This is a genomic window from Pseudomonas sp. MDT1-16 (genome assembly GCF_054898115.1).
The window spans coordinates 246,800-273,373 of sequence record NZ_CM142717.1; the positions used below are offsets into that span (position 1 = coordinate 246,800).

Sequence of the window (26,574 nt, forward strand, 5' to 3'; positions counted from 1 at the left end):
GTGCCGGATTATCAAACTGCCAGACGCGCACGACCTTTGGCGCGACGACGCGACAGGACGGCACGACCGTTTTTGGTGGCCATGCGAGCACGGAAACCGTGGGTACGAGCGCGTTTGATAGTGCTTGGTTGGAAAGTACGTTTCATTGTCGTGTTACCTGGTTCGTCCACAACGGGCCGGAATGGCCCCCGTTTTAAGAGACCGGGGATTCTAGAGAAAGCAAGCCTCTAGGTCAATTTCCAACCAGCGTTTCCTTATAAATAGATCTCCAGCCGTTTTTCGAGCCGGGGGTCTCCGCTAGATATAGAAATAAAGAAGGAAAGTATTTAAAGCTTTTTTGTAAAGCTTATAAAAGCTAGGGACACGATCTTCTGTGGATAACTGCCATTGGCCCTTTAAAGACGTGATGTACAGAGAATGACAACTACGGTGGAAAACGGTGTTCAGCCTGTGCTGCGCTATCGGATAAGCTGTGTGTGAAAGGGGTACTTATCCACAGGACGGTTATCCACCGTGTTTAGCCCCCACTTGTGCAACGACCTTAGACCCGGTTATCCACAGAGCTTATGCACAGACCATTGGTCGCCTTTTTTCCGTATAAGGCACTGATTCTTCTTGGGCAGTGAACAACCTTCATGTGGATAAGTCGGCGTCTGGTCGGCTACAATGGCCGCTTGTTTTTGCCTCACCGGCTTTCAACTTAGGGGATATCCGTGTCAGTGGAACTTTGGCAGCAGTGCGTGGAGCTTTTGCGCGATGAGCTGCCTGCCCAACAATTCAACACTTGGATCCGTCCACTACAGGTCGAAGCCGAAGGCGACGAGTTGCGTGTTTACGCACCGAATCGTTTTGTTCTCGACTGGGTCAACGAGAAGTACCTGGGCCGCGTCCTTGAACTGCTGGATGAGCAGGGCAATGGCACAGCGCCGGCGCTTTCCTTATTAATAGGCAGCAAACGCAGTTCGGCACCGCGTGCCGCCCCGAATGCTCCGTTGGCCGCCGCTGCCTCACAGGCTCAGGCTGCACAAGCACCTGTCAGCGCTCCGGCGCCATCCTCGGTAGCCGCCTCGGCCAAGCGTTCGACGCAAAAAATTGCCGAGGTTAATGAAGAGCCTTCACGTGACAGCTTCGACCCGATGGCCGGTGCCAGTTCGCAACAGGCACCGATTCGCGCCGAACAGCGCACGGTGCAGGTCGAAGGCGCGCTCAAGCACACCAGCTACCTGAACCGCACCTTCACCTTCGAAAACTTCGTCGAGGGCAAGTCCAACCAACTGGCACGGGCTGCGGCCTGGCAAGTGGCGGACAACCCGAAGCACGGTTACAACCCGCTCTTCCTTTATGGTGGCGTCGGCTTGGGTAAAACCCATTTGATGCACGCTGTGGGTAACCACCTATTAAAGAAGAATCCGAATGCCAAGGTCGTGTACCTGCATTCCGAGCGGTTTGTGGCGGACATGGTCAAGGCCTTGCAGCTGAACGCGATCAACGAGTTCAAGCGCTTCTACCGTTCGGTGGATGCGTTGTTGATCGATGACATTCAGTTCTTCGCCCGCAAAGAGCGTTCCCAGGAAGAGTTTTTCCACACCTTTAACGCCCTGCTTGAAGGTGGCCAGCAGGTCATTCTTACCAGTGACCGCTACCCGAAAGAAATCGAAGGCCTCGAAGAGCGACTCAAATCCCGTTTCGGTTGGGGCCTGACGGTCGCCGTCGAGCCACCGGAGCTGGAAACCCGCGTGGCGATCCTGATGAAAAAGGCCGATCAGGCCAAAGTCGATCTGCCCCATGACGCGGCGTTCTTCATCGCCCAGCGTATCCGTTCCAATGTCCGTGAGCTGGAAGGCGCGCTCAAACGCGTGATCGCCCACTCGCACTTCATGGGCCGCGATATCACCATCGAGCTGATTCGCGAATCCCTGAAAGATCTGTTGGCACTGCAAGACAAACTGGTGTCTGTGGATAACATTCAGCGCACTGTCGCTGAGTACTACAAGATCAAGATCTCCGACTTGCTGTCTAAACGTCGTTCGCGCTCGGTAGCTCGTCCGCGTCAGGTCGCCATGGCTTTGTCCAAAGAACTGACCAACCACAGCTTGCCGGAAATCGGCGACGTGTTTGGCGGCCGAGACCACACGACTGTTTTGCACGCCTGCCGCAAGATCAACGAACTCAAGGAATCCGACGCGGACATCCGCGAGGACTACAAGAACCTGCTGCGTACACTGACCACTTGATGAACACCAGCGCAGCTTATTAAGGCAAGGGACGAGACCATGCATTTCACCATTCAACGCGAAGCCCTGTTGAAACCCCTGCAACTGGTCGCAGGCGTCGTCGAGCGCCGACAGACCTTGCCGGTGCTCTCCAACGTGCTGCTGGTTGTCGAAGGCCAGCAACTGTCGCTGACCGGTACCGACCTGGAAGTCGAGCTGGTCGGTCGTGTGCAACTCGAAGAGCCTGCGGATCCAGGTTCCATCACTGTGCCTGCGCGCAAGCTGATGGACATCTGCAAGAGCTTGCCGAACGATGCGCTGATCGACATCAAGGTCGACGAGCAGAAGCTCGTGGTGAAGGCCGGCCGTAGCCGCTTCACCCTGTCGACACTGCCGGCCAATGACTTCCCGACTGTGGAAGAAGGCCCAGGCTCGCTGACCTGCAGCCTTGAGCAAAGCAAACTGCGGCGTCTGATCGAACGCACCAGTTTCGCGATGGCCCAGCAGGACGTGCGTTACTACCTCAACGGTATGTTGCTGGAAGTTTCGGCTGGCATCATCCGCGCCGTGGCCACTGACGGTCACCGCCTGGCCATGTGCTCAATGCAGGCCGATATCGGTCAGCCGGATCGTCATCAGGTCATCGTTCCGCGCAAAGGTATTCTCGAGCTGGCGCGCCTGCTGACCGAACCGGACGGCATCGTCAGCATCGTGCTGGGTCAACACCACATCCGCGCCACCACCGGCGAATTCACCTTCACCTCGAAACTGGTCGACGGCAAATTCCCTGACTACGAGCGCGTCCTGCCTAAGGGCGGTGACAAACTGGTACTCGGCGATCGCCAGGCCCTGCGAGAAGCCTTCAGCCGCACCGCGATTTTGTCCAACGAGAAGTACCGCGGCATCCGTCTGCAACTGGCTAACGGCCAGCTGAAAATTCAGGCGAACAACCCGGAGCAGGAAGAAGCGGAAGAAGAAGTGGGCGTTGAATACAACGGCGGCAATCTGGAAATCGGCTTCAACGTGAGTTATCTGCTCGACGTGCTGGGCGTGATGACCACCGAGCAGGTTCGTCTGATCCTGTCCGACTCCAACAGCAGTGCGCTGGTGCAAGAGTCCGACAACGACGACTCGGCTTACGTTGTCATGCCGATGCGTCTGTAATCATGCTCAGCAGAAGCTAGATGTCCTTAAGTCGCGTCTCGGTCACCGCGGTGCGCAATCTGCACCCGGTGACCTTCTCCCCCTCCCCCCGAATCAACATCCTTTACGGCGCCAACGGCAGCGGCAAAACCAGTGTTCTGGAAGCCATTCACCTGCTGGGGCTTGCCCGTTCGTTTCGTAGCAGCCGTCTTCTTCCGGTCATTCAGTACGAGCAATTGGCGTGCACGGTGTTTGGCCAGGTTGAATTGGCCGAGGGCGGGCACAGCGCCTTGGGGATCTCCCGCGACCGCCAAGGGGAGTTTCAGATCCGCATCGACGGGCAGAACGCCCGCAGCGCGGCGCAACTGGCGGAAATCCTGCCGCTGCAATTGATCAACCCTGACAGTTTCCGATTGCTGGAAGGCGCGCCGAAGATTCGTCGGCAGTTTCTCGACTGGGGCGTGTTCCACGTGGAACCACGATTCATGTCCACCTGGCAGCGCTTGCAGAAGGCCCTGCGCCAGAGAAACTCTTGGCTGCGGCATGGTACACTTGACGCCGTTTCGCAAGCAGTTTGGGACAGGGAACTGTGCCAGGCCAGCGCAGAAATCGATGAATACCGCCGCGCTTATATCAAAGCCTTGAAACCAGTCTTTGAACAGACCTTGAGCGAACTGGTTGAGCTCGAGGGCTTAACGCTCAGCTATTACCGAGGTTGGGACAAAGACCGCGAACTGAGTGCAGTGCTCGCCGGGTCCCTTCAGCGCGATCAGCAAATGGGTCATACCCAGGCAGGACCACAGCGTGCTGATTTGCGTCTTAGATTGGGCGCACACAATGCCGCGGACATCTTGTCCCGCGGTCAGCAGAAGCTGGTGGTCTGTGCTTTGCGGATTGCCCAAGGGCACTTGGTCAGCCAGGCCCGACGCGGCCAGTGTATTTATCTGGTGGATGACCTGCCGTCCGAACTGGACGAGCACCACCGTCGCGCGCTTTGCCGCTTGCTGGAAGACTTACGCTGCCAGGTGTTTATCACCTGTGTAGATCACGAATTATTGAGGGAAGGCTGGCAGACGGAAACGCCAGTCGCTCTGTTCCACGTGGAACAGGGCCGTATCACCCAGACCCACGACCATCGGGAGTGAAGGCATTGAGCGAAGAAAATACGTACGACTCAACGAGCATTAAAGTGCTGAAAGGCCTGGATGCCGTACGCAAACGTCCCGGTATGTACATTGGTGACACCGACGATGGCAGCGGTCTGCACCACATGGTGTTCGAAGTGGTCGATAACTCGATCGACGAAGCTCTCGCCGGCCACTGCGACGACATCAGCATCATCATCCACCCGGACGAATCCATCACCGTTCGAGACAACGGTCGTGGCATTCCGGTAGATGTGCACAAAGAGGAAGGGGTTTCGGCAGCCGAGGTCATCATGACCGTGCTGCACGCCGGCGGTAAGTTCGATGACAACTCCTACAAAGTATCCGGCGGTCTGCACGGTGTAGGTGTGTCGGTGGTGAACGCGCTGTCCGAAGAGCTTGTTCTTACGGTGCGCCGCAGCGGCAAGATCTGGGAACAGACCTACATTCACGGTGTTCCACAAGAACCGATGAAAATCGTCGGTGAAAGCGAAACCACCGGCACCCAGATTCACTTCAAACCGTCCGATCTGACCTTCAAGAACATCCACTTTAGCTGGGACATCCTGGCCAAACGGATTCGTGAACTGTCCTTCCTCAACTCCGGTGTCGGTATCGTCCTCAAGGATGAACGCAGCGGCAAGGAAGAGCTGTTCAAGTACGAAGGCGGTCTGCGTGCGTTCGTTGAATACCTGAACACCAACAAGACGCCGGTCAACCAGGTGTTCCACTTCAACGTCCAGCGTGAAGACGGCATCGGCGTGGAAATCGCCCTGCAGTGGAACGACAGCTTCAACGAGAACCTGTTGTGCTTCACCAACAACATTCCGCAGCGCGATGGCGGTACTCACCTGGTGGGTTTCCGTTCCGCACTGACGCGTAACCTGAACACCTACATCGAAGCTGAAGGTCTGGCGAAGAAACACAAAGTCGCGACCACCGGTGACGATGCCCGTGAAGGCCTGACCGCGATCATCTCGGTAAAAGTGCCGGATCCGAAGTTCAGCTCCCAGACTAAAGACAAGCTGGTTTCTTCCGAAGTGAAGACCGCGGTCGAACAGGAAATGGGCAAGTATTTCTCCGACTTCCTGTTGGAAAACCCGAACGAAGCCAAGCTGGTCGTCGGCAAGATGATCGATGCGGCTCGCGCTCGCGAAGCGGCGCGTAAAGCCCGTGAGATGACTCGTCGCAAAGGCGCGCTGGATATCGCTGGTCTGCCGGGCAAACTGGCTGACTGCCAGGAAAAAGACCCTGCCCTTTCCGAACTGTACCTCGTGGAAGGTGACTCTGCTGGCGGCTCCGCCAAGCAGGGACGTAATCGTAAAACCCAGGCCATCCTGCCGCTGAAAGGCAAGATCCTGAACGTCGAGAAGGCGCGGTTCGACAAAATGATCTCTTCGCAAGAAGTGGGTACCTTGATCACCGCGCTGGGCTGCGGCATTGGCCGCGACGAGTACAACATCGCGAAGCTGCGTTACCACAACATCATCATCATGACCGATGCTGACGTCGACGGTTCGCACATCCGCACCCTGCTGCTGACCTTCTTCTTCCGTCAGTTGCCGGAGCTGATCGAGCGCGGCTACATCTACATCGCTCAGCCACCGCTGTACAAGGTCAAGAAGGGCAAGCAAGAGCAATACATCAAAGACGACGACGCCATGGAAGAGTACATGACGCAGTCGGCCCTGGAAGACGCGAGCCTGCACTTGAACGAGGAAGCACCGGGTATTTCCGGACCAGCCCTTGAGCGTTTGGTGAATGACTTCCGTCTGGTGATGAAGACCCTCAAGCGTCTGTCGCGCCTGTACCCACAGGAACTGACCGAGCACTTCATCTACTTGCCGGCAGTGAGTATGGAGCAACTGTCCGATCACGCAGCGATGCAGGATTGGCTGGCCCAGTACGAAGTTCGTCTGCGCACCGTCGAGAAGTCTGGCCTGGTTTACAAAGCCAGCCTGCGTGAAGACCGTGAACGTAACGTCTGGCTGCCTGAGGTCGAACTGATCTCCCACGGCTTGTCGAACTACGTCACTTTCAACCGCGATTTCTTCGGCAGCAACGATTACAAGACTGTGGTTTCTCTGGGCGCTCAACTGAGCACCTTGCTGGACGACGGCGCGTACATCCAGCGTGGCGAGCGCAAGAAGCCGGTCACCGAGTTCAAGGAAGCCCTTGAATGGCTGATGACCGAAAGCACCAAGCGTCACACCATCCAGCGATACAAAGGTCTGGGTGAAATGAACCCGGATCAGCTGTGGGAAACCACCATGGACCCAAGCCAGCGCCGGATGCTCAAAGTGACCATCGAAGACGCCATTGGCGCAGACCAGATCTTCAACACCCTGATGGGTGATGCGGTCGAGCCTCGTCGTGACTTCATCGAAAGCAACGCCCTGGCGGTTTCCAACCTGGACTTCTGATCCAGCGGACCTACCAGACGAAAAAGGCCAACACCTAGTGTTGGCCTTTTTTATCTCTTCAAAAAATGGTCGCAGAAGCGAAAACATCGCAAATCGCGCGCATAAAAAACCGGCTATATCAGCCGGTTTTTTTGCGCCCGAAAAAACTTATGCACCATTTAGCGAGTTTTATGAGCTTAAGAAATATGTATATAAATCATAAAGATATGATTAAAAAACGTTAGTTTTCGGTAAAACGGTACACAGGTTATCCACAGAATCTCAGACAGCCACTTGATCGGTAGCGGCCGGTGCTGGGGCGGGCGGCAGCGAACCCATTTCACGCTGCATTTGCTCGTTCCAGGCCTGGACCCGATCATTCAGCGCCGCAATGGCTCGCGGCCCGCTACCCTCGGCATACATCGGTACGCCGATGATTACGGTGATGACGCCCTGCTTCTTCGCCCAACCAGTTTTCGGCCAGAACTTGCCAGCATTGTGCGCAATCGGCAGCACCGGAAGCGCGGCGTTGACCGCCAAAGCGGTACCACCCCGAGAGAATTTTCCGATCGTCCCGTAAGGAATACGTGTCCCCTCTGGAAAGATCAGGACCCAGACACCGTCTTTCAGCAGTTCATCGCCCTTCTTCGCCACATGCTTGAGCGCCGCTTTCGGGTTGTCCCGGTCGATGGCGATCGGTCGCAGCATGGCCATCGCCCAGCCGAAGAACGGCACGAACAGCAGTGAACGCTTGAGCACTTGGCTCAACGGCTCGAAGTAAGCCGATAGAAAGAACGTCTCCCACGTGCTCTGGTGGTTCGACTGAATCACACAGGGCTGGTCTGGAACGTTCTCGGCGCCCTTCACTTCGTAGCTGATACCGAGAAAGACTTTACTCAGCCACAGGGCGCAGCGGCACCAGTACACATTAATGAAGCGATATCGGGCCTTGAACGGCAGAAAAGGCGCGATAAAAAAGCTCAGGCTGCACCAAAGCAAAGAGCTGGTGCCCAGCAGCAGGTAAAAGAGGAAGGATCTGAAGGCCTGCAATATCGACATGGCGACGTTTACCGTGCGGGCTCTGCCCGTCTATATAAAGCGCACTCCCGATCAATCCTTGGTCAGGAATCTCGAAAACGCTCTAATTGTGGATAAGTTCTGCGGCAATCGCCGCTAGATCGTCAAAAATCAAGGTGCCTACCGGCAGGGTCTTGCCCTGAGTCTTTTTGCCTTTCCCGGTCTTAACCAAAACTGGCTGAGAATCGACGGCTTTGGCGGCCTCCAGGTCACCGAGACTGTCGCCGACGAACCATAGATTATTCAGCGATACGTTGTAATGAGCGGCGATGGTTTTCAACATCCCGGGTTTTGGCTTGCGGCAATCGCAGCCTTCATCCGGCCCGTGCGGGCAATAGACGATCAGCCCGACCTCACCGCCCTGCTCCGCCACCAACGAGCGCAAGCGCTCGTGCATGGCGTCCAGGGTGGCGATGTCGTAATAGCCGCGAGCGATGCCCGACTGGTTGGTAGCCACCGCTACCGTCCAGCCGGCCTTGCTCAACTGCGCGATGGCTTCAATCGCACCGGGGAGCGGAATCCACTCGTCCACCGACTTGATGTAAGCGTCGGAGTCGTAATTGATCACCCCGTCCCGATCGAGAATCAGCAGTTTCAACAGTAGCCCCTCAGCCCAGCAGCGAGATGTCAGCAACGCCGAGGAACAGCCCACGCAGACGTGCCAGCAACGCATAACGGTTGGCGCGGACCTTGGCGTCTTCAGCGTTGACCATCACCGCTTCGAAGAACGCATCCACCGGCTCGCGCAAGGCAGCCAGGCGCGCCAGCGATTCGCTGTATTGACGCGCAGCGGCCATCGGCTGGACAGCCTGGTCAGCCTGCTGGATCGCCGAATACAGGGAGAACTCGTTGGCGTTGTCGAAGTACTTGGCTTCCACGACCGAAGGAACAGAGCCTTCTACCTTGCTCAGCAAGTTGGAAACGCGCTTGTTCACCGCGGCCAGGGCAGCGGCTTCCGGCAACTTGCGGAATGCCTCCACCGCTTGTACGCGCTGATCGAAGTCCAGCGCCGAACCCGGCTTCAAGGCACGCACCGACAGGTACGTCCCGACATCAACGCCTTCGTCTTCGTAACGGGCGCGCAGACGGTCGAAGATGAACTCCAGCACCGAGTCGTTCAGGCCAGCAACCTTGACCTTGGTACCGAACGCATTCACGGCGAACGCCACGGCGTCGTTCAGGTCGAGGTCGAGTTTCTTGTCGATCAGGATTCGCAATACACCCAGCGCTGCACGGCGCAGGGCATACGGGTCTTTGCTACCGGTTGGCAGCATGCCGATGCCGAAAATGCCGACCAGCGTGTCGAGTTTGTCCGCGATAGCCACGGCCGCACCCGTCAGGGTGGTCGGCAGTTCAGCGCCGGCACCGCGCGGCATGTACTGCTCGTTCAGGGCCAGTGCAACATCTTGCGGCTCGCCGTCGTTGAGGGCGTAGTAGTAACCGGCGACACCTTGCATCTCCGGAAACTCACCGACCATCTCGGTCGCCAGGTCGCACTTGGACAGCAGGCCGGCGCGGGAAGCCCACGCGGCGTTGCCGCCAATGCGCTGAGCGATGAACGCGGCGAGTTTGGAAACGCGCTCTGCCTTGTCGTAGACGCTGCCGAGTTTTTCCTGGAACACCACATTCTGCAGGCGCAGGTTGAAGTCTTCGAGTTTCTGCTTCTTGTCTTGCTTGAAGAAGAACTCGGCGTCGGTCAGGCGTGGGCGAACCACTTTCTCGTTACCGGCGATGATTTGCTGCGGGTCTTTGCTTTCGATGTTGGCCACGGTAATGAAACGTGGCAGCAACTTGCCGTCGGCATCCAGCAGGCAGAAGTACTTCTGGTTGTCCTGCATGGTGGTGATCAGCGCTTCTTGCGGCACATCGAGGAAACGTTCCTCGAACGAGCACACCAGCGGCACTGGCCATTCAACCAGCGCGGTCACTTCGTCGAGCAGGGCTGGCGGAACGATCGCAGTACCTTCCTGCATCGTTGCCAACTCCTCGACGCGCTTGCTGATCAGCTCGCGACGCTCGTTGGCATCGGCCAGTACGTAGGCGGCACGCAGGTCGCTCAAGTAATTGGCCGGCGAGGTGATGCGCACGCTTTGCGGGTGATGGAAGCGGTGACCACGGGAATCGCGGCCCGATTTTTGGGCGAGAAGGGTGCAGTCGATGACCTGGTCACCGAGCAGCATCACCAGCCACTGAGTCGGGCGCACGAACTCTTCCTTGCGAGCACCCCAGCGCATGCGCTTGGGGATCGGCAGGTCGTTCAGGGAATCTTCGACGATGGTCGGCAGCAGGCTCGCAGTCGGTTTGCCGGCGATGCTTTGGCTGTAGCGCAGTTTCGCGCCGCTCTGATCGATTTCGCTCAGGTCGACGCCGCACTTCTTGGCGAAGCCCAGTGCCGCTTGAGTCGGATTGCCTTCGGCATCGAACGCGGCCTGACGTGGCGGGCCATCGAGGTTGATGCTGCGATCCGGCTGCTGAGTCGCCAGCGAAGTGATCAGCACAGCCAGACGACGTGGCGCGGCGTAGACGGTTTTGGTCTCGTAGTTCAGGCCAGCGGCTTGCAGGCCCTTGTCGATACCGGCCAGGAACGCGTCAGCCAAGGTGTTCAGGGCTTTGGGTGGCAGTTCTTCAGTGCCCAGTTCAACCAGAAAATCTTGAGCACTCATTGTGCAGCCTCCAGCTTAGCCAACACTTCATCACGCAGGTCCGGGGTCGCCATCGGGAAGCCCAGCTTGGCGCGAGCCAGCAGGTAGGCTTGCGCAACGGAACGCGCCAGGGTGCGCACTCGCAGAATGTATTGCTGACGTGCGGTCACCGAAATCGCCCGACGAGCATCCAGCAGGTTGAAGGTATGGGAGGCCTTCAACACCATTTCGTAGCTCGGCAACGGCAGCGGCTGGTCGAGTTCGATCAGGCGCTTGGCTTCGCTTTCATAGAAATCGAACAGTTCGAACAGCTTCTCGACGTTGGCGTGTTCGAAGTTGTAGGTCGACTGCTCCACTTCGTTCTGGTGGAACACGTCGCCGTAGGTGACCTTGCCCATCGGGCCGTCAGCCCAGACCAGGTCGTAGACCGAGTCCACGCCTTGCAGGTACATGGCCAGACGCTCCAGACCGTAAGTGATCTCGCCGGTCACCGGGTAGCACTCGATGCCGCCCGCTTGCTGGAAGTAGGTGAACTGCGTCACTTCCATGCCGTTAAGCCAGACTTCCCAGCCCAGACCCCAGGCGCCGAGGGTCGGCGATTCCCAGTTGTCTTCGACGAAGCGAATGTCATGGACCAACGGGTCCAGGCCAACGTGCTTGAGGGAGCCCAGGTACAGTTCCTGGAAATTGTCCGGGTTCGGCTTCAGCACTACCTGGAATTGGTAGTAGTGCTGCAGACGGTTCGGGTTTTCGCCGTAGCGGCCGTCAGTCGGGCGACGACTGGGCTGCACATAAGCGGCGTTCCAGGTTTCCGGGCCAATGGCGCGCAGAAACGTGGCCGTGTGGAAAGTCCCGGCGCCTACTTCCATATCGTAGGGCTGAAGTACCACACAACCTTGCTCGGCCCAGTATTGCTGGAGGGCGAGGATCAAGTCTTGGAAGGTACGCACGGCTGGCGTAGGCTGGCTCACGAAATTCACCTGTTTCTTGGGCTGCGATTTAAAGAGCGGGAGTATACCCGATTCGGTCCTGCGCACGCCCCCTGGAGCCTTATGCCACGCTGCTTTTGGTGTTCCGAAGATCCGCTGTACATGGCTTATCACGATCAGGAGTGGGGTACGCCGCTACGCGATGCGCAGGGATTGTTCGAGTTACTTTTGCTCGAAGGGTTCCAGGCCGGCCTTTCCTGGATCACCGTGCTGCGTAAACGTGAGCGTTATCGCGAGGTATTGTTCGGGTTCGACGTACAGCGCGTGGCGCAAATGAGCGACGCTGAAATCGATGAATTGATGCTCGATCCGGGCATCATTCGCAATCGCCTCAAACTCAACGCGGCCCGGCGCAATGCCCAGGCCTGGCTGGCGCTGGAAGATCCGGTGGCATTTCTCTGGTCCTTCGTCGACGGCAAGCCTGTGATCAATCATTTCAAGGATCGCAGCGAAGTGCCGGCCGTGACGCCGACCGCCGTGGAGATGAGCAAACGCCTGAAAAAGGCCGGCTTCACCTTCGTCGGCCCGACTATTTGCTACGCGCTGATGCAGGCCTCGGGGATGGTCATGGACCACACCCAGGATTGCGATCGCTACGCGACGCTGGCGAACGGCGGTTAGAATAGCCGCCTCGCGCACAGCACAAGATCAGGAGTGACCTGTGGATAAGTTTAAAGGCGCCTTGCTGGTAGGCGCTCTGCGGCTGTTTGCCCTGCTCCCGTGGCGGGCAGTGCAGGCGGTGGGCTCGGCCATTGGCTGGGTGATGTGGAAAACCCCCAACCGTTCCCGCGATGTGGTGCGGATCAATCTCGCCAAGTGCTTTCCGCAGATGGACCCTGCTGAACGGGAGCGTCTGGTCGGCCAGAGTCTGAAAGACATCGGCAAATCCCTGACCGAAAGCGCCTGCGCCTGGATCTGGCCGGCCCAGCGCTCCATCGACCTGGTGCGTGAAGTCGAAGGTCTCGACGTATTGAAGGACGCCCTCGCCTCCGGCAAAGGTGTGGTCGGTATCACCAGCCACCTGGGCAACTGGGAGGTGCTGAACCACTTCTATTGCAACCAGTGCAAACCGATCATTTTCTATCGCCCGCCGAAATTGAAGGCTGTGGATGATTTGCTGCGCAAGCAGCGGGTGCAATTGGGCAACCGGGTGGCCGCTTCCACCAGGGAAGGCATCCTCAGTGTCATCAAGGAAGTGCGCAAAGGGGGTGCAGTGGGCATTCCCGCTGACCCGGAACCGGCCGAGTCCGCCGGGATCTTCGTACCGTTCTTCGCCACACAGGCCCTGACCAGCAAGTTCGTACCGAACATGCTCGCTGGCGGCAAAGCGGTCGGCGTGTTCCTGCATGCGCTACGTCTGCCGGACGGTTCGGGTTACAAAGTGATCATCGAAGCCGCGCCAGAAGCCATGTACAGCACCGATACCGAGACGTCCTGCGCGGCCATGAGCCAGGTGGTCGAGCGCTATGTGCGGGCCTATCCGAGCCAGTACATGTGGAGCATGAAGCGCTTCAAGAAGCGTCCACCGGGTGAAGAACGCTGGTATTGATGCTGCTGTGGATAACTTTGAGCTACCGCAGGCTGCGATCTTTTGATCTATTGGCCTGCGTTACCCTGATCAGTGAGCCTGACGCTCAAGCTTCTTCAGAAACACCGTCATTTCCTTTTCTGCCTGCTTGTCGCCATGGACGCGAGCGGCTTCCAGGCCCTTTTCCCACGCCTGACGTGCGGACGCGAAATCCTCCAGCCCCAGATGGGCCTTGCCCAAAAGCTTCCAGGCCGCCGAATACTTCGGATCAAATTCGACGCAATGCTGGAAATGCTCGGCCGCCTTGGCGTGTTCCCCAAGATCCAGGTAACCCTTGCCCAGCCCAAAGCGCAGCAATGCGTTATCCACACCCTTGGCGAGCATTTTTTCCAGGGATTCGATCATGCCGGCACCTTCGATTTATGGAAGAAGTTCGGAGTCGCCTTCGCGGGCAAGTTGGATTAGAAGAAGCTCAACCCCACATGGAACAGCTTTTCCACATCCCGAATATGCTTTTTATCCACAAGGAACAGAATCACATGGTCACCCGCCGCGATTACCGTGTCGTCGTGGGCAATGATCACTTCTTCGGCGCGGATGATTGCGCCAATGGTGGTGCCCGGCGGCAAACCAATGTTCTCAATGGCCTTGCCGATGACCTTACTCGACTTCTCATCACCGTGGGCAATCGCCTCGATGGCTTCCGCCGCGCCCCGGCGCAATGAGTGCACGCTGACGATATCGCCTCGGCGCACGTGGGCCAGCAAGGTGCCGATGGTCGCCAATTGCGGGCTGATGGCGATGTCGATGTCGCCACCCTGGATCAGGTCAACGTAGGCCGGGTTGTTGATGATGGTCATCACCTTCTTCGCACCCAGCCGCTTGGCCAGCAGCGAGGACATGATGTTGGCTTCGTCGTCGTTGGTCAGGGCCAGGAAAAGGTCAGCGTCGGCGATGTTCTCTTCCATCAGCAAGTTCCGATCCGAAGCGCTGCCCTGCAGCACCACGGTGCTGTCGAGGGTGTCCGAGAGATGACGGCAGCGCGCCGGGTTCATCTCGATGATCTTCACTTGGTAACGACTTTCGATGGCCTCGGCCAGACGCTCACCGATCTGTCCGCCACCGGCGATAACGATGCGCTTGTAGCTCTCATCGAGGCGGCGCATTTCGCTCATCACCGCGCGAATATTCGCCTTGGCCGCGATGAAAAAGACTTCGTCGTCCGCCTCGATCACCGTATCGCCCTGAGGCAGGATCGGCCGATCGCGACGGAAAATCGCCGCCACGCGGGTTTCGACATTCGGCATGTGTTCACGCAGCTGGCGCAGTTGCTGACCCACCAGTGGGCCGCCGTAGTAAGCCTTGACCGCCACCAATTGCGCCTTGCCTTCGGCGAAGTCGATCACCTGCAAGGCGCCCGGGTGCTGGATCAGGCGCTTGATGTAGTTGGTGACCACTTGCTCCGGGCTGATCAGCACGTCCACCGGAATCGCTTCGTTGTCGAACAGCTCGGAGCGAGTCAGGTACGCGGCTTCGCGAACCCGGGCGATCTTTGTCGGGGTGTGAAACAGGGTGTGGGCAACCTGGCAGGCAACCATGTTGGTTTCGTCGCTGTTGGTCACCGCTACCAGCATGTCGGCGTCGTCCGCGCCAGCCTGACGTAGCACCGTCGGCAGTGAGCCGCGGCCTTGCACGGTGCGGATGTCCAGCCGATCACCGAGATCGCGCAGGCGTTCGCTGTCGGTGTCGACCACCGTGATGTCGTTGGCCTCGCTGGCCAAATGTTCTGCCAGCGAACCGCCGACTTGCCCCGCACCGAGGATGATGATTTTCATCCGGTCACTCCATTGAGTCCATTTAACCGCGCGCGGCGGCGATCTTGATCAGCTTGGCGTAGTAGAACCCGTCGTGGCCGCCTTCCTGGGCCAGCAACTGGCGACCATGAGGCTGCTTGATCCCAGCCGCAGTGGCGAGGTCCAGTTCACGGGCGCCCGGGGTACGAGCGAGGAACGCTTCGATGACTTCAGTGTTCTCGGTCGGCAGCGTGGAACATGTTGCGTAAAGCAGAATGCCGCCGACTTCCAGCGTTAACCACAGGGCGTCGAGCAGCTCGCCCTGAAGCACCGCCAGCGCGGCGATGTCATCAGGTTGACGAGTCAGCTTGATGTCGGGATGACGACGGATGACGCCGGTGGCCGAACACGGCGCGTCCAGCAAAATGCGTTGAAACGGTTTGCCGTCCCACCAAGTGGCGGTGTCGCGGCCATCGGCGGCGATCAGTTCGGCGCTGAGGCCCAAGCGTGCAAGGTTCTCCCGCACTCGCACCAGACGTTTGGCTTCCAGGTCTACCGCTACGACACCGGCGAGTGCCGGCTCGGCTTCAAGAATGTGACAGGTTTTGCCGCCCGGCGCGCAGCAAGCGTCCAGCACCCGTTGGCCCGGCGCCAGGTCGAGCAGGTCGGCGGCCAGTTGCGCCGCTTCGTCCTGCACGCTGATCCAGCCTTCGGCGAAACCCGGCAGGCTGCGCACGTCGGCGGCGGCGTTGAGGATGATGCCGTCCTGACTGTAAACGCACGGCGTGGCGGCGATGCCGGCTTCGCTCAGCAACGCGAGATAAGCATCGCGGGTGTGATGGCGACGGTTGACCCGCAGAATCATCGGCGGATGCGCGTTGTTCGCCACACAAATGGCTTCCCACTGTTCAGGCCAGAAAGCCTTGAGGGATTTTTGCAGCCAGCGCGGATGGGCGGTGCGCACCACCGGGTCATGTTCCAGCTCGGCCAGCAGCGCTTCGCTTTCCCGCTGGGCGCGACGCAGCACGGCGTTGAGCAAAGCCTTGGCCCACGGCTTTTTCAGCTTGTCGGCGCAACCCACGGTTTCACCGATGGCGGCGTGGGCCGGGACCCGGGTGTAGAGCAGTTGATAGAGACCGACCAGCAACAGCGCTTCGACATCGGCGTCGGCTGCCTTGAACGGCTTCTGCAGCAATTTGGCCGCCAGCGCTGACAAACGCGGCTGCCAGCGAGCGGTGCCAAACGCCAGGTCCTGGGTGAAGCCGCGGTCGCGGTCGTCGACCTTGTCCATCTGTGTCGGCAGGGAACTATTGAGTGAGGCTTTTCCGTTAAGAACAGCAGCCAGTGCCTTGGCGGCGGCCAGACGTGGATTCATTGAGCGTCCACCGCTTGACCGAGAACGGTGCCAACAGCGAATTTCTCACGACGGCTGTTGAACAAGTCGCTGAAGTTCAGCGCCTTGCCGCCGGGCAATTGCAGACGGGTCAGACACAGTGCCTGCTCACCGCAGGCGATGATCAAACCGTCCTTGCTGGCGCTGAGGATTTCACCCGGTGCGCCCTGCCCTTCAGCCAGGTTGGCGGCCAGCACTTTCAATGCTTCGCCGTTCAGCGTGCTGTGGCAGATCGGCCAAGGATTGAAGGCACGAATGAGGCGTTCCAGCTCAACCGCCGGGCGACTCCAGTCGATGCGCGCTTCATCCTTGTTCAATTTGTGCGCGTAGGTGGCGAGGCTGTCGTCCTGCACGTCACCTTCCAGAGTGCCCGCAGCGAGGCCGGCAATCGCCTGGATCACGGCTGGCGGACCCATTTGCGCCAGACGGTCGTGGAGACTGCCCCCCGTGTCTTCACCGGTGATCGGCGTGGTGACTTTCAGCAGCATCGGCCCGGTGTCGAGGCCCAGTTCCATGCGCATCACAGTCACGCCGCTTTCGCCGTCGCCCGCTTCCACGGCGCGCTGGATCGGCGCCGCACCGCGCCAGCGTGGCAGCAAGGATGCGTGGCTGTTGATGCAGCCCAGGCGCGGAATATCCAACACCACTTGCGGCAGGATCAGGCCGTAGGCGACCACCACCAGCAAGTCCGGCTTGAGCGTGGCCAGTTCAGCCTGAGCGTCTTCGTTGCGCAGCGTCGGCGGTTGCAGCACCGGGATGTTGTTTTCCAGCGCCAGCTGCTTGACCGGGCTCGGCATCAGCTTTTGCCCACGTCCCGCCGGACGGTCCGGTTGGGTGTAGACCGCGACGATCTCATAAGGGCTGTCGAGCAGGGCCTTGAGGTGATCGGCGGCGAATTCCGGGGTGCCGGCAAAGACGATGCGCAGTGGCTCAGTCATGGAAGCAATCTCTGAAAAGAAAAAGGCTTGCCGCAGCAAGCCTTTGAAAGGAGGGCATCAAGCGTTCTGGCGATGGAGCTTTTCCAGTTTCTTCTTGATTCGGTCGCGTTTGAGACTGGACAGGTAGTCAACGAACAATTTGCCGTTCAGGTGGTCGCATTCATGCTGGATGCACACCGCGAGCAGGCCTTCGGCGATCAGTTCGTAAGGCTGGCCGTTGCGGTCCAGGGCCTTGATTTTGACCTTCTGCGGGCGATCGACGTTTTCGTAGAAGCCCGGCACCGAGAGGCAGCCTTCCTGATATTGCTCCATCTCGTCGGTCAGGGTTTCGAACTCGGGGTTGATGAACACCCGTGGTTCGCTGCGGTCTTCGGAGAGGTCCATCACGACGATACGTTTGTGCACGTTGACCTGGGTCGCGGCGAGACCGATGCCTGGCGCTTCATACATTGTTTCAAACATGTCATCGACCAACTGACGCACTTCGTCGTCCACTACGGCCACAGGTTTGGCGATAGTACGCAGGCGCGAGTCGGGGAATTCGAGGATGTCTAAAATGGCCATAAGCTTAATTGCTGCACGTGTGAGGTAATGTCGGGTCGATGGCCTGGCGGGTCCGAAGATGCAGGCTACCGTTGTAAAACGTAGCTCCCTTCTTTTCGAGAAGAGTCAGGAGCGAGCCACGGGGGCTCTGGCGTTTCACGCGAACGCACATAATAAAGGGATTCACCGCATGAGGAAATCACTACTCGCCTTGCTCCTTCTGGTCTCGGCCGGTTTGGCGCACGGGCAAGTGCAACTCAAGGAAGGTTTTCCACAGCAATACACCGTGGTATCGGGTGACACACTCTGGGCCATATCGGGGAAATTCCTCCGTGAGCCGTGGAAATGGCCGGAGCTCTGGCAGGCCAATCCACAGATCGAAAACCCCAATCTCATCTACCCCGGCGACTCGCTTTCGCTGGTCTACGTCAACGGGCAGCCACGCCTGACCCTTAACCGCGGCGCTTCCAGGGGCACCATCAAGCTTTCGCCACGCATCCGCAGCAGCCCGGTAGCCGACGCCATCCCGAGCATTCCGCTGCAATCGATCAACAGCTTTCTGCTGAGCAACCGCATCGTCGACACGGTCAAGGACTTCGACAAGGCGCCTTATATCGTCGCCGGCGATGCCGAGCGCGTGCTCAGTGGCTCCGGTGACCGAATCTTTGCTCGCGGCCACTTCGACCCAGACCAGCCGGTTTACGGCATCTTCCGTCAGGGCAAGATCTACACCGATCCTGGCAGTAAAGAGTTTTTGGGGATCAATGCCGACGACATCGGCAGCGGCGAGATTGTGGCCACCGAAGGCGACGTCGCCACCCTGGCGCTGCAACGCACGACTCAAGAGGTCCGCCTCGGCGACCGCTTGTTCAGCGGTGAAGAGCGATCGATCAACTCGACCTTCATGCCCAGTGCGCCAACAACCGAGATCAACGGGTTGATCATCGACGTGCCGCGCGGTGTCACGCAGATTGGCGCACTGGATGTGGTCACGCTGAATAAGGGCCGACGCGATGGTCTCGCCGAAGGCAATGTGCTGGTGGTGATGAAAACCGGCGAGACCGTGCGTGACCGAATCACCGGTCAGCCACTGAAAATCCCGGATGAGCGCGCCGGTTTGCTGATGGTTTTCCGCACTTACGACAAGCTCAGCTACGGGCTGGTGCTCAACGCATCACGCTCCCTGGCAGTCCTGGACAAGGTGCGAAATCCGTAAGCAGGCTCCACAAGTTACCAACAGAGTTATCCACAGCTTATTCCCGTTTGAACGGGAGTTCATAACGATCAAGGATGATCCATGTCACTGCCTGATTTTGCACCGGTTTCCCCTGCGGAACTGGAAGCTCGTTTACGTTTGCATCGACTACCGGAGCTCGGCCCAGCGCGTTTCAAGAAATTGCTTGAGGCTTTCGGCTCGGCCTCCAAGGCTATCAGCGCGCCTGCCAGTGCCTGGTGTTCGCTGGGTTTGCCCCTCGCTTGCGCGGAGGCCAGGCGCTCCACTGAAATCCGTGATGGTGCGGGTCACGCATTGGCCTGGTTAGAGCGCCCGGGCCAGCATTTACTGATGTGGGACCAACCTGACTACCCGGCGCTGCTGGCGGAAATCAGTGATGCGCCGCCACTGTTATTCGTTGCCGGCGATCCGGGCATTCTGGAAGAACCGCAGCTGGCGATGGTCGGTAGTCGTCGCGCCTCGCGGCCGGGCATGGATACTGCCGCCGCTTTTTCCCGTAGTTTGGCTGGCGCCGGTTTTGTCATTACCAGCGGTTTGGCGCTGGGCATCGATGCCGTCGCGCATCAAGCCGCTTTGGACGTGGGCGGGCGAACGGTCGGTGTACTTGGCACGGGACTTGAAAAGTTTTATCCACAGCGCAATCGACGGCTGGCGGACGCCATGATCGACTCGGGCAGCGCGGTGATTTCGGAGTTCCCGCTGGACGCCGGTCCCAGCGCCAGCAACTTCCCCCGGCGCAATCGAATTATCAGCGGTTTATCCCTCGGCGTGCTGGTGGTCGAGGCGAGTGTCGCCAGCGGTTCGTTGATCACCGCGAGGCTGGCGGCGGAACAAGGGCGTGAGGTGTATGCGATTCCGGGGTCGATCCACCACCCTGGTGCCAAGGGGTGTCATCAGCTGATTCGCGACGGCGCGGTGCTGGTGGAAACCATCGAGCATATCCTCGAAGCCTTGCGTGGCTGGCAACGGTTGCCGTTATCCACAGAGATGCCTTCGGCGGCGGCGACTCATCCCTTGCTTGTGCTGCTTCACGCGGCGCCCCATACCAGTGAAGCGCTGTCCGTCACCAGCGGCTGGGCCTTGCCCAAAGTGCTGGCAGCGCTGACGGAGCTGGAAATGGACGGCCGTGCGGTCTGCGAAAACGGACGCTGGTTTGCGCGGGTGAGCTAGGTTTTATAAGGAAGATCGGTAAACTGCGCAGAGCCTTATTCCGGAGAGTTTTTTTCATGGTCAACAGTTGGCGTGTGCAACAAGCCGCACGAGCAATTCGCGCAGGGGCGGTGATTGCCTACCCAACCGAAGCTGTCTGGGGCCTGGGTTGCGACCCGTGGGACGAAGAAGCGGTCTATCGTCTGCTGGCGATCAAGGGTCGGTCGGTGGAAAAAGGGTTGATTCTGGTGGCCGACAACATTCGCCAGTTCGACTTCCTCTTCGAAGACTTCCCTGAACTGTGGATGGATCGCATGGCCAGCACCTGGCCAGGGCCGAACACCTGGCTGGTGCCGCATCAGAATATGTTGCCGCAGTGGATTACCGGCGTGCATGAAACGGTGGCGCTGCGGGTCAGCGATCACCCGTTGGTGCGGGATTTGTGCGCGGTGGTCGGGCCGTTGGTTTCGACGTCGGCCAACCCGCAGGGCCAACCGGCGGCGCGGACGCGGATTCGCGTCGAGCAGTATTTCCGTGGGCAGGTGGATTACGTGTTGGGTGGGAATCTGGGTGGGCGCAAGAACCCGAGCGTGATCCGCGATCTGGCGACCGGCAAGGTTGTGCGCCCGGATTAGGACCGGTCATCGTTCTTCGCGGGCAAGCCTCGTTCCTACAGGTAGTACGCGATCCCCTGAAGGAGCGAGGCTTGCTCGCGAAGAGGCCCTCAAGGCAACAAAACAGTCGAGCCCGTCGTACGCCGCGCCGACAGCTCGGTCTGCGCCTTCGCCGCTTCAGCCAATGGATACTTCTGGCTGATGTCCACCTTCAACTTCCCGCTGATGATCATCTCGAACAGTTCATCCGCCATACGTTGCAGGTTTTCAGCGTTGTTGGCGTAGGTCGCCAGGGTCGGGCGGGTCACGTACAGTGAACCCTTCGCCGAGAGAATCCCCAGGTTCACCCCGTCTACCGCACCGGACGCATTGCCAAAGCTCACCACCAGACCGCGAGGCGCCGTGCTATCAAGCGAAGTCAGCCAAGTGTCCTTGCCGACGCCGTCGTACACCACCGGGACTTTTTTGCCGTCAGTCAATTCCAGTACGCGTTGTGAGACGTTTTCATGGCTGTAGTCGATGGTTGCCCAAGCGCCGTTGGCTTTGGCCAAAGCGGCTTTTTCCGGCGAGCTGACCGTGCCGATCAACTTCACACCCAAGGCCTTCGCCCATTGGCAGGCCAGCGAGCCGACACCACCGGCCGCGGCGTGGAACAGAATGGTTTCGCCACCCTTGAGTTCATACGTCTGACGCAGCAGGTACTGCACGGTAAGGCCCTTGAGCATTACCCCGGCAGCCTGTTCGAAGCTGATCGCGTCCGGCAGGTGCACCAGATTGGCCTCCGGCAAGACGTGAACGTCGCTGTAGGCGCCCAGTGGGCCGCTGCCGTAAGCCACGCGATCACCGACCTTGAACCGGGTGACTTCACTGCCCACCGCCTCGACCACGCCCGCACCTTCCGCGCCCACGCCCGACGGCAAGGCTGGCGGTGCATAGAGGCCACTGCGGTAATAGGTGTCGATGAAATTCAGGCCGATGGCCTTGTTAGTCACGCGAACCTGCTGCGGGCCGGGCTCGGCGGGTTGGTAATCGACATACTCGAGCACTTCAGGGCCGCCATGGGCACGGAACTGGATACGCTTAGCCATCTGCCTACTCCTTGGGTCTTAGCTACTAGAGTTGTAGCGCGAAGCGCCCTATCGAACTCCCATGCTTGATCTTCGTCAACTGCGACGGGGCAAGGTGCAGTGTTATCCTACGCAGCAATTTGCCGCCGGCCGTTAAGCGCCGCGTAGCTTTGCCCGATTCAAGGTGATGACATGACGACCCGCACCGAGGCCGTAAAAGCCTACCTGCTCGACCTGCAAGACCGCATTTGCGCGGCCCTCGAAGCTGAAGACGGCGGCACACGCTTCGTTGAAGACACCTGGAGCCGGCCTGCCGGCGGTGGCGGTCGCACCCGGGTGATCGAAAACGGCGCGGTCATCGAAAAGGGCGGCGTCAACTTTTCCCACGTCTTCGGCAGCGGTCTTCCACCGTCTGCCAGTGCTCATCGGCCGGAACTGGCCGGGCGCGGCTTTGAAGCGTTGGGCGTGTCGCTGGTGATTCACCCGCACAACCCGCATGTGCCGACATCCCACGCCAACGTGCGCTTTTTCATCGCGGAAAAAGAAGGCGAGGAACCGGTCTGGTGGTTCGGCGGTGGCTTTGACCTGACGCCTTATTACGGCAACGAAGAAGATTGTGTGCACTGGCACCGTGTCGCCGAGCAGGCCTGCGCGCCGTTCGGTGCGGATGTTTACCCGCGCTACAAGGCCTGGTGCGACAGCTACTTCCACATCAAGCATCGCCACGAGCCGCGCGGCATCGGCGGGCTGTTTTTCGATGACTTGAACGAGTGGGACTTCGACACCAGCTTCGCCTTCATGCGCGCCATCGGTGATGCGTTCATCGACGCCTACCTGCCGATCGTGCAGCGCCGCAAAAATGATGCGTTTACCGAGAAACAGCGTGAATTCCAGGAATTCCGCCGTGGGCGCTACGTCGAGTTCAATCTGGTCTACGACCGCGGCACGCTGTTCGGCCTGCAATCGGGCGGTCGTACCGAGTCGATCCTGATGTCCCTGCCACCGCAAGTACGCTGGGGCTACGACTGGAAAGTCGAGCCGGGCAGCGAAGAGGCACGCCTGACCGAATACTTCCTGCAAGACCGCGATTGGTTGGCCAAGGCCTGAACGAGGAATTCTGATGGACCGTTACGTCGTATTCGGTAACCCGATTGGCCACAGCAAGTCGCCGCTGATCCACCGTCTGTTCGCCGAGCAGACGGCTCAAAAACTCGACTACAGCACGTTGCTGGCGCCCCTCGACGATTTTTCCACGTGCGCCCGGACGTTTTTCCTCGAAGGGCGCGGGGCGAATGTCACGGTACCGTTCAAGGAAGAGGCCTATCGTCTGGCGAACAGTCTGACGGCGCGGGCGCAACGCGCCGGTGCGGTGAACACCCTGAGCAAACTGGCTGATGGCAGCCTGTTGGGCGACAACACCGATGGCGCCGGACTGGTGCGGGATCTGACGGTTAACGCCGGTTTCAGCCTCAAGGGCAAACGCATCCTGCTGCTCGGTGCTGGTGGCGCGGTGCGCGGTGCGCTGGAGCCTTTGCTGGCCGAGCAACCGGCGTCAGTGGTCATCGCCAACCGCACGGTGGAAAAAGCCGAACTGTTGGCGGAATTGTTCGCGGACCTGGGGCCGGTGTCGGCCAGTAGTTTCGATTGGTTGAAGGAGTCGGTGGACCTGATCATCAACGCGACGTCCGCCAGTCTGTCAGGCGAAGTACCGCCGATTGCCAGCAGTTTGATCGAGCCGGGCAAAACGGTGTGCTACGACATGATGTACGGCAAGGAGCCGACCTCGTTCTGCCGTTGGGCCAGTGAACATGGCGCGGCGGTGTCGATGGATGGCTTGGGGATGCTCGCCGAACAAGCGGCAGAAGCTTTCTTCCTGTGGCGCGGCGTGCGCCCGGACACGGCAACGGTGCTGGCAGAACTCCGCCGGCAGCTAGCCGCGTAACCCTTGTAGGAGCGAGGCTTGCCCGCGAAGGCGTCCTCGAGTATGCCAAAAGCTTCGCGGGCAAGCCTCGCTCCTACAGGAGACGGTATTTCAATCTTCGAAACGGATCGGGCATTTCTCTGCCCCTTCCAGCTTTCTCAATTCTTCTACTACCTGCGGCCTTGCCCGTCGCAGGGTCAGGCTGCGATCCTGGCGCAGTAGTCGCCGCGCTTCCTGGTGCAGCATTTCCACGCCCGAGTAGTCGATGAAGTTGATCTGTTGCGCCTCGATCACCACGCGCGCGCCGTGCATCCGTTGCAGGCGTACTTGCAGGTAATGGCTGGCGCCGAAAAAGATCGAGCCGCCGACCCGCAGAATGTCTTCATCCCCATCGCGCCAATGTTGGACCCGCGGTTGCGAGGTGCGCTTGAGGTAGAAAAACAACGAGGCCAGCACGCCGGCGTAGATCGCCGTCTGCAACTCCAGCAACAGCGTGGCGACACAGGTCAGCACCATGACCAGGAACTCGGCGCGGCTGACCCGCAGCAATGCGCGAATGCCGCGATGATCCACCAGTCCCCAGGCGATCAACAGAATGCTGCCGGCCATGGCCGGGATTGGAATGTGCGCGATCAGCGCCGCGCCGAAGAGGGCGAACAGTGCGACCCATAACGCTGAGAACACGCCGGCCATCGGCGAACAGGCACCTGCTTCATAACTCAAGCCCGAGCGGGTGAAGGAACCGGCTGACAGCGACCCGGAAAAAAACGCACCGACAATGTTCGATAAACCTTGGGCGCGGACTTCCTGATTGGCGTCGAGCAACTGCTGTGAGCGGGCCGACAAGGAACGGGCAATCGACAGACTGGTGACCAGCCCAAGCATGCCCACCGCCACCGCGCTGGGTAGCAAGCGCAGAATCAGGTCCAGATCCAGCGGCAGTGGGCTGAAGGGCGGCAACCGCCCGACAAATGCGCTGACCAACTTCACATGGCCGAACATCGATGGCCAGAACCAGACCAGCAATCCGCTCAGCGCCAGGGTGATCAACAGCGTCGGCCAGCGTGGCAAGAGCAGTTTCAACACCACGCCCACCACGACGGTCGCCAAGCCCAGCATTAGCGAAGGTTTATCCACTTCGCCGAGGTGACTGAACAGCATCATCAAGCTGTTCAGCGCTGTTGCCTGGTTGGGCAAGTCCAGCCCCAACAGATTCGGCAGTTGGCCGATGGCAATCACCACCGCCGCACCGAGGGTGAAACCCAGGACCACCGAGTGCGAGACGAAATTCACCAGGGCGCCGAAGCGCAGCAAGCCGAGCAGCCACTGGAAAATACCGGCGAGAAGCGTCAGCAACAGGATCAGGGTGACGTAGTCCTCTGACGCAGGAACGGCTAGAGGACTGACGCTGGCGTACAAGACGATAGAAATCGCCGCCGTAGGACCGCAGATCAAGTGCCACGAAGAACCCCAGAGACACGCGATCAGCACCGGGATGATGGCGGCGTATAGACCGTATTCCGGTGGGAGGCCGGCGATCAGCGCGTAGGCAATGGATTGCGGCAGCGCGAGAATGGCGCCGCTGAGACCGACGATCAGGTCACGACCGACGCTGGCGCGGGTTTGCCGGGGCATCCAGCTGAGGAAGGGGAAGAGCGAATGGCGGCTTGGGAAGGCCATGGGTCCTCTCGGGTGGGTTTTGCGCAAGGGTATCAGGACGAGTCACCGATCGCTGATCGTTCCCACGCTCCGCGTGGGAATGCATCCCGTGACGCTCCGCGTCACATCTTGAAGCGGACGCGGAGCGTCCATGGCGGCATTCCCACGCGGAGCGTGGGAACGATCGGCGGAGAGAGTTAAAGCTTTGCCTTCACCGCCGGCAACGCATCCTTCCCATCCACCGTCTTTACACCCTCCAGCCATTTGTCCAGCACCGCCGGATTAGCCTTGATCCACGCCTTCGCCGCATCAGCATTGCTGACCTTCTTGTTCACCACGTCGGCCATGATGCTGTTCTCCATCTCCTGCGTGAAACTCAGGTTGGTGAGCAGCTTGCCGACGTTCGGGCAGGCCTGTGCATAACCCTTGCGGGTGAGCGTATGAACGCTGCCGGTGTCGCCGAAATACTTCTCGCCGCCCTTGAGGTAATGCATTTTCAGCTGCACGTTCATCGGGTGCGGGGTCCAGCCGAGGAAGGCCACGAACTTCTGCTTTTTCACCGCACGAGACACTTCCGCCAGCATCGCCTGCTCGCTGGACTCGACCAGTTTCCACTGGCCCATGTCGAAGTCGTTCTTCTTGATGATTTCTTGCAAGGAGATGTTGGCGGGAGCGCCGGAGCCGATGCCGTAGATCTTCTTGTCGAACTTGTCGGCATATTTGTTCAGGTCGGCAAAGTTATGCACACCCGCGTCCCAGACGTAGTCCGGGACGGCGAGCGTGAATTCGGTGCCATCGAGATTTTTCGCCAGTTGCGTGACGTCACCGGTGGCCACGAATTTGTCATAGAAACCCTGTTGCGCCGGCATCCAGTTACCCAGAAACACATCGACCTGGCCGTCCTTGAGCCCGCCAAAGGTAATCGGCACGGCAAGCGTGTCGACTTTGGCCTTGTAGCCCATGCCGTCCAGCAGAAACCCGGTGATGGCGTTGGTCGCGGCAATATCGCTCCAGCCAGGGTCGGCCATTTTTACCGTCTCGCAACTCTGATCGGCATACGCCGATGCACTGCCCAGAGCCAGAAGCCCGACCGTCACTGCTGTGGATAACTTACGCATGGCATT

Annotated in this window: 24 protein-coding genes; 11 read left to right on the plus strand and 13 right to left on the minus strand. The window is 59.4% G+C overall.

Going from position 1 to position 26,574, the window contains the following annotated elements; translation table 11 throughout:
- Nucleotides 1-11: 11 nt before the first annotated feature.
- Nucleotides 12-146, minus strand: a complete 135-nt coding sequence (rpmH, locus tag ACYZT3_RS01090) for a 50S ribosomal protein L34 (RefSeq protein WP_003213577.1) — start codon at nucleotides 144-146, stop codon at nucleotides 12-14.
- A 567-nt stretch (nucleotides 147-713) separates the two neighbouring features.
- Here rpmH and dnaA point away from each other — a divergent pair.
- From dnaA to gyrB, 4 genes are read left to right on the plus strand one after another with little or no spacing between them, the layout of a single operon-like run.
- Nucleotides 714-2,234 carry a chromosomal replication initiator protein DnaA gene (gene dnaA, locus ACYZT3_RS01095; protein ID WP_282379766.1) on the plus strand — a complete coding sequence of 507 codons (1,521 nt, stop codon included), beginning with the start codon at nucleotides 714-716 and terminating at the stop codon, nucleotides 2,232-2,234.
- Between the two features lie 39 nt (nucleotides 2,235-2,273).
- A complete protein-coding gene (gene dnaN, locus ACYZT3_RS01100; protein WP_017341709.1) occupies nucleotides 2,274-3,377 on the plus strand; it encodes a DNA polymerase III subunit beta in 1,104 nt (367 codons plus the stop codon).
- A gap of 20 nt (nucleotides 3,378-3,397) precedes the next feature.
- Complete coding sequence (gene recF, locus ACYZT3_RS01105) at nucleotides 3,398-4,501, plus strand: DNA replication/repair protein RecF (RefSeq protein ID WP_008007898.1); 1,104 nt, start codon at nucleotides 3,398-3,400, stop codon at nucleotides 4,499-4,501.
- Between the two features lie 5 nt (nucleotides 4,502-4,506).
- Entirely contained in the window at nucleotides 4,507-6,924 is a 2,418-nt protein-coding gene (gene gyrB, locus ACYZT3_RS01110; protein ID WP_282379763.1) for a DNA topoisomerase (ATP-hydrolyzing) subunit B, read from the plus strand.
- A gap of 261 nt (nucleotides 6,925-7,185) precedes the next feature.
- Here gyrB and ACYZT3_RS01115 read toward each other — a convergent pair whose 3' ends face one another.
- From ACYZT3_RS01115 to glyQ, 4 genes are all read right to left on the minus strand, one after another.
- A complete protein-coding gene (locus tag ACYZT3_RS01115) occupies nucleotides 7,186-7,962 on the minus strand; it encodes a lysophospholipid acyltransferase family protein (RefSeq protein ID WP_462031329.1) in 777 nt (258 codons plus the stop codon).
- Nucleotides 7,963-8,044: 82 nt separating this feature from the next.
- The gene (gmhB, locus tag ACYZT3_RS01120) at nucleotides 8,045-8,578 is read right to left on the minus strand and encodes a D-glycero-beta-D-manno-heptose 1,7-bisphosphate 7-phosphatase (RefSeq protein WP_462031330.1); all 534 of its coding nucleotides are present in this window, start codon (nucleotides 8,576-8,578) and stop codon (nucleotides 8,045-8,047) included.
- Between the two features lie 10 nt (nucleotides 8,579-8,588).
- Nucleotides 8,589-10,643 carry a glycine--tRNA ligase subunit beta gene (gene glyS, locus ACYZT3_RS01125; protein WP_282379715.1) on the minus strand — a complete coding sequence of 685 codons (2,055 nt, stop codon included), beginning with the start codon at nucleotides 10,641-10,643 and terminating at the stop codon, nucleotides 8,589-8,591.
- Entirely contained in the window at nucleotides 10,640-11,593 is a 954-nt protein-coding gene (gene glyQ / locus ACYZT3_RS01130; RefSeq protein WP_008155694.1) for a glycine--tRNA ligase subunit alpha, read from the minus strand. The genes glyS and glyQ overlap by 4 nt, the downstream gene beginning before the upstream one ends.
- A gap of 81 nt (nucleotides 11,594-11,674) precedes the next feature.
- On the opposite strand from glyQ, the gene tag reads away from it, so the two are divergent.
- Together tag and ACYZT3_RS01140 are read left to right on the plus strand one after the other, a co-directional pair.
- Complete coding sequence (gene tag, locus ACYZT3_RS01135) at nucleotides 11,675-12,232, plus strand: DNA-3-methyladenine glycosylase I (protein ID WP_282379713.1); 558 nt, start codon at nucleotides 11,675-11,677, stop codon at nucleotides 12,230-12,232.
- Nucleotides 12,233-12,272: 40 nt separating this feature from the next.
- Complete coding sequence (locus tag ACYZT3_RS01140; protein ID WP_282379710.1) at nucleotides 12,273-13,160, plus strand: lysophospholipid acyltransferase; 888 nt, start codon at nucleotides 12,273-12,275, stop codon at nucleotides 13,158-13,160.
- 69 nt (nucleotides 13,161-13,229) lie between these two features.
- Here the strand turns inward: ACYZT3_RS01140 and ACYZT3_RS01145 are convergent, their stop codons facing one another.
- The 5 genes from ACYZT3_RS01145 to def are packed head-to-tail and all read right to left on the minus strand — an operon-like array spanning nucleotide 13,230 to nucleotide 17,827.
- Nucleotides 13,230-13,544, minus strand: coding sequence for a tetratricopeptide repeat protein (locus ACYZT3_RS01145; RefSeq protein ID WP_282379708.1), 315 nt, complete (start codon nucleotides 13,542-13,544; stop codon nucleotides 13,230-13,232).
- 56 nt (nucleotides 13,545-13,600) lie between these two features.
- The gene (gene trkA, locus ACYZT3_RS01150; protein WP_282379706.1) at nucleotides 13,601-14,974 is read right to left on the minus strand and encodes a Trk system potassium transporter TrkA; all 1,374 of its coding nucleotides are present in this window, start codon (nucleotides 14,972-14,974) and stop codon (nucleotides 13,601-13,603) included.
- Nucleotides 14,975-14,996: 22 nt separating this feature from the next.
- Nucleotides 14,997-16,307, minus strand: coding sequence for a 16S rRNA (cytosine(967)-C(5))-methyltransferase RsmB (gene rsmB, locus ACYZT3_RS01155; RefSeq protein WP_282379704.1), 1,311 nt, complete (start codon nucleotides 16,305-16,307; stop codon nucleotides 14,997-14,999).
- A complete protein-coding gene (fmt, locus tag ACYZT3_RS01160; RefSeq protein WP_462031331.1) occupies nucleotides 16,304-17,263 on the minus strand; it encodes a methionyl-tRNA formyltransferase in 960 nt (319 codons plus the stop codon). The genes rsmB and fmt overlap by 4 nt, the downstream gene beginning before the upstream one ends.
- A gap of 57 nt (nucleotides 17,264-17,320) precedes the next feature.
- Nucleotides 17,321-17,827 carry a peptide deformylase gene (gene def, locus ACYZT3_RS01165; protein ID WP_282379700.1) on the minus strand — a complete coding sequence of 169 codons (507 nt, stop codon included), beginning with the start codon at nucleotides 17,825-17,827 and terminating at the stop codon, nucleotides 17,321-17,323.
- Between the two features lie 169 nt (nucleotides 17,828-17,996).
- Between def and ACYZT3_RS01170 the strand changes: the two genes are divergently transcribed.
- The 3 genes from ACYZT3_RS01170 to ACYZT3_RS01180 all read left to right on the plus strand — a co-directional run bounded on the left by ACYZT3_RS01170 (nucleotide 17,997) and on the right by ACYZT3_RS01180 (nucleotide 20,824).
- The gene (locus ACYZT3_RS01170) at nucleotides 17,997-19,022 is read left to right on the plus strand and encodes a LysM peptidoglycan-binding domain-containing protein (protein WP_282379698.1); all 1,026 of its coding nucleotides are present in this window, start codon (nucleotides 17,997-17,999) and stop codon (nucleotides 19,020-19,022) included.
- A gap of 81 nt (nucleotides 19,023-19,103) precedes the next feature.
- Nucleotides 19,104-20,210 carry a DNA-processing protein DprA gene (gene dprA / locus ACYZT3_RS01175; protein WP_462031332.1) on the plus strand — a complete coding sequence of 369 codons (1,107 nt, stop codon included), beginning with the start codon at nucleotides 19,104-19,106 and terminating at the stop codon, nucleotides 20,208-20,210.
- 56 nt (nucleotides 20,211-20,266) lie between these two features.
- Nucleotides 20,267-20,824 carry an L-threonylcarbamoyladenylate synthase type 1 TsaC gene (locus ACYZT3_RS01180; protein WP_046056609.1) on the plus strand — a complete coding sequence of 186 codons (558 nt, stop codon included), beginning with the start codon at nucleotides 20,267-20,269 and terminating at the stop codon, nucleotides 20,822-20,824.
- Between the two features lie 89 nt (nucleotides 20,825-20,913).
- On the opposite strand, the gene ACYZT3_RS01185 is transcribed toward ACYZT3_RS01180, so the two are convergent.
- Nucleotides 20,914-21,891: an NADPH:quinone reductase gene (locus tag ACYZT3_RS01185; protein WP_462031333.1), complete on the minus strand. Its 978-nt coding sequence runs from the start codon at nucleotides 21,889-21,891 to the stop codon at nucleotides 20,914-20,916.
- Nucleotides 21,892-22,062: 171 nt separating this feature from the next.
- Between ACYZT3_RS01185 and hemF the strand changes: the two genes are divergently transcribed.
- Nucleotides 22,063-22,977, plus strand: a complete 915-nt coding sequence (gene hemF, locus ACYZT3_RS01190; protein ID WP_462031334.1) for an oxygen-dependent coproporphyrinogen oxidase — start codon at nucleotides 22,063-22,065, stop codon at nucleotides 22,975-22,977.
- A 13-nt stretch (nucleotides 22,978-22,990) separates the two neighbouring features.
- Nucleotides 22,991-23,812, plus strand: coding sequence for a shikimate dehydrogenase (gene aroE, locus ACYZT3_RS01195; protein ID WP_282379688.1), 822 nt, complete (start codon nucleotides 22,991-22,993; stop codon nucleotides 23,810-23,812).
- 90 nt (nucleotides 23,813-23,902) lie between these two features.
- Here the strand turns inward: aroE and ACYZT3_RS01200 are convergent, their stop codons facing one another.
- Nucleotides 23,903-25,471 carry a SulP family inorganic anion transporter gene (locus ACYZT3_RS01200; RefSeq protein WP_462031335.1) on the minus strand — a complete coding sequence of 523 codons (1,569 nt, stop codon included), beginning with the start codon at nucleotides 25,469-25,471 and terminating at the stop codon, nucleotides 23,903-23,905.
- Between the two features lie 176 nt (nucleotides 25,472-25,647).
- Nucleotides 25,648-26,568, minus strand: coding sequence for a choline ABC transporter substrate-binding protein (gene choX, locus ACYZT3_RS01205; protein WP_462031336.1), 921 nt, complete (start codon nucleotides 26,566-26,568; stop codon nucleotides 25,648-25,650).
- Nucleotides 26,569-26,574 lie beyond the last annotated feature (6 nt).

Bases quoted from the DNA above. Each gene is read 5' to 3' on its own strand.
- rpmH (WP_003213577.1), bottom strand. From the start codon at position 146: ATGAAACGTACTTTCCAACCAAGCACTATCAAACGCGCTCGTACCCAC.
- dnaN (WP_017341709.1), top strand. From the start codon at position 2,274: ATGCATTTCACCATTCAACGCGAAGCCCTGTTGAAACCCCTGCAACTG.
- recF (WP_008007898.1), top strand. From the start codon at position 3,398: ATGTCCTTAAGTCGCGTCTCGGTCACCGCGGTGCGCAATCTGCACCCG.
- ACYZT3_RS01115 (WP_462031329.1), bottom strand. From the start codon at position 7,962: ATGTCGATATTGCAGGCCTTCAGATCCTTCCTCTTTTACCTGCTGCTG.
- glyS (WP_282379715.1), bottom strand. From the start codon at position 10,643: ATGAGTGCTCAAGATTTTCTGGTTGAACTGGGCACTGAAGAACTGCCA.
- tag (WP_282379713.1), top strand. From the start codon at position 11,675: ATGCCACGCTGCTTTTGGTGTTCCGAAGATCCGCTGTACATGGCTTAT.
- ACYZT3_RS01145 (WP_282379708.1), bottom strand. From the start codon at position 13,544: ATGATCGAATCCCTGGAAAAAATGCTCGCCAAGGGTGTGGATAACGCA.
- trkA (WP_282379706.1), bottom strand. From the start codon at position 14,974: ATGAAAATCATCATCCTCGGTGCGGGGCAAGTCGGCGGTTCGCTGGCA.
- rsmB (WP_282379704.1), bottom strand. From the start codon at position 16,307: ATGAATCCACGTCTGGCCGCCGCCAAGGCACTGGCTGCTGTTCTTAAC.
- fmt (WP_462031331.1), bottom strand. From the start codon at position 17,263: ATGACTGAGCCACTGCGCATCGTCTTTGCCGGCACCCCGGAATTCGCC.
- def (WP_282379700.1), bottom strand. From the start codon at position 17,827: ATGGCCATTTTAGACATCCTCGAATTCCCCGACTCGCGCCTGCGTACT.
- ACYZT3_RS01170 (WP_282379698.1), top strand. From the start codon at position 17,997: ATGAGGAAATCACTACTCGCCTTGCTCCTTCTGGTCTCGGCCGGTTTG.
- dprA (WP_462031332.1), top strand. From the start codon at position 19,104: ATGTCACTGCCTGATTTTGCACCGGTTTCCCCTGCGGAACTGGAAGCT.
- ACYZT3_RS01180 (WP_046056609.1), top strand. From the start codon at position 20,267: ATGGTCAACAGTTGGCGTGTGCAACAAGCCGCACGAGCAATTCGCGCA.
- ACYZT3_RS01185 (WP_462031333.1), bottom strand. From the start codon at position 21,891: ATGGCTAAGCGTATCCAGTTCCGTGCCCATGGCGGCCCTGAAGTGCTC.
- hemF (WP_462031334.1), top strand. From the start codon at position 22,063: ATGACGACCCGCACCGAGGCCGTAAAAGCCTACCTGCTCGACCTGCAA.
- aroE (WP_282379688.1), top strand. From the start codon at position 22,991: ATGGACCGTTACGTCGTATTCGGTAACCCGATTGGCCACAGCAAGTCG.
- ACYZT3_RS01200 (WP_462031335.1), bottom strand. From the start codon at position 25,471: ATGGCCTTCCCAAGCCGCCATTCGCTCTTCCCCTTCCTCAGCTGGATG.
- choX (WP_462031336.1), bottom strand. From the start codon at position 26,568: ATGCGTAAGTTATCCACAGCAGTGACGGTCGGGCTTCTGGCTCTGGGC.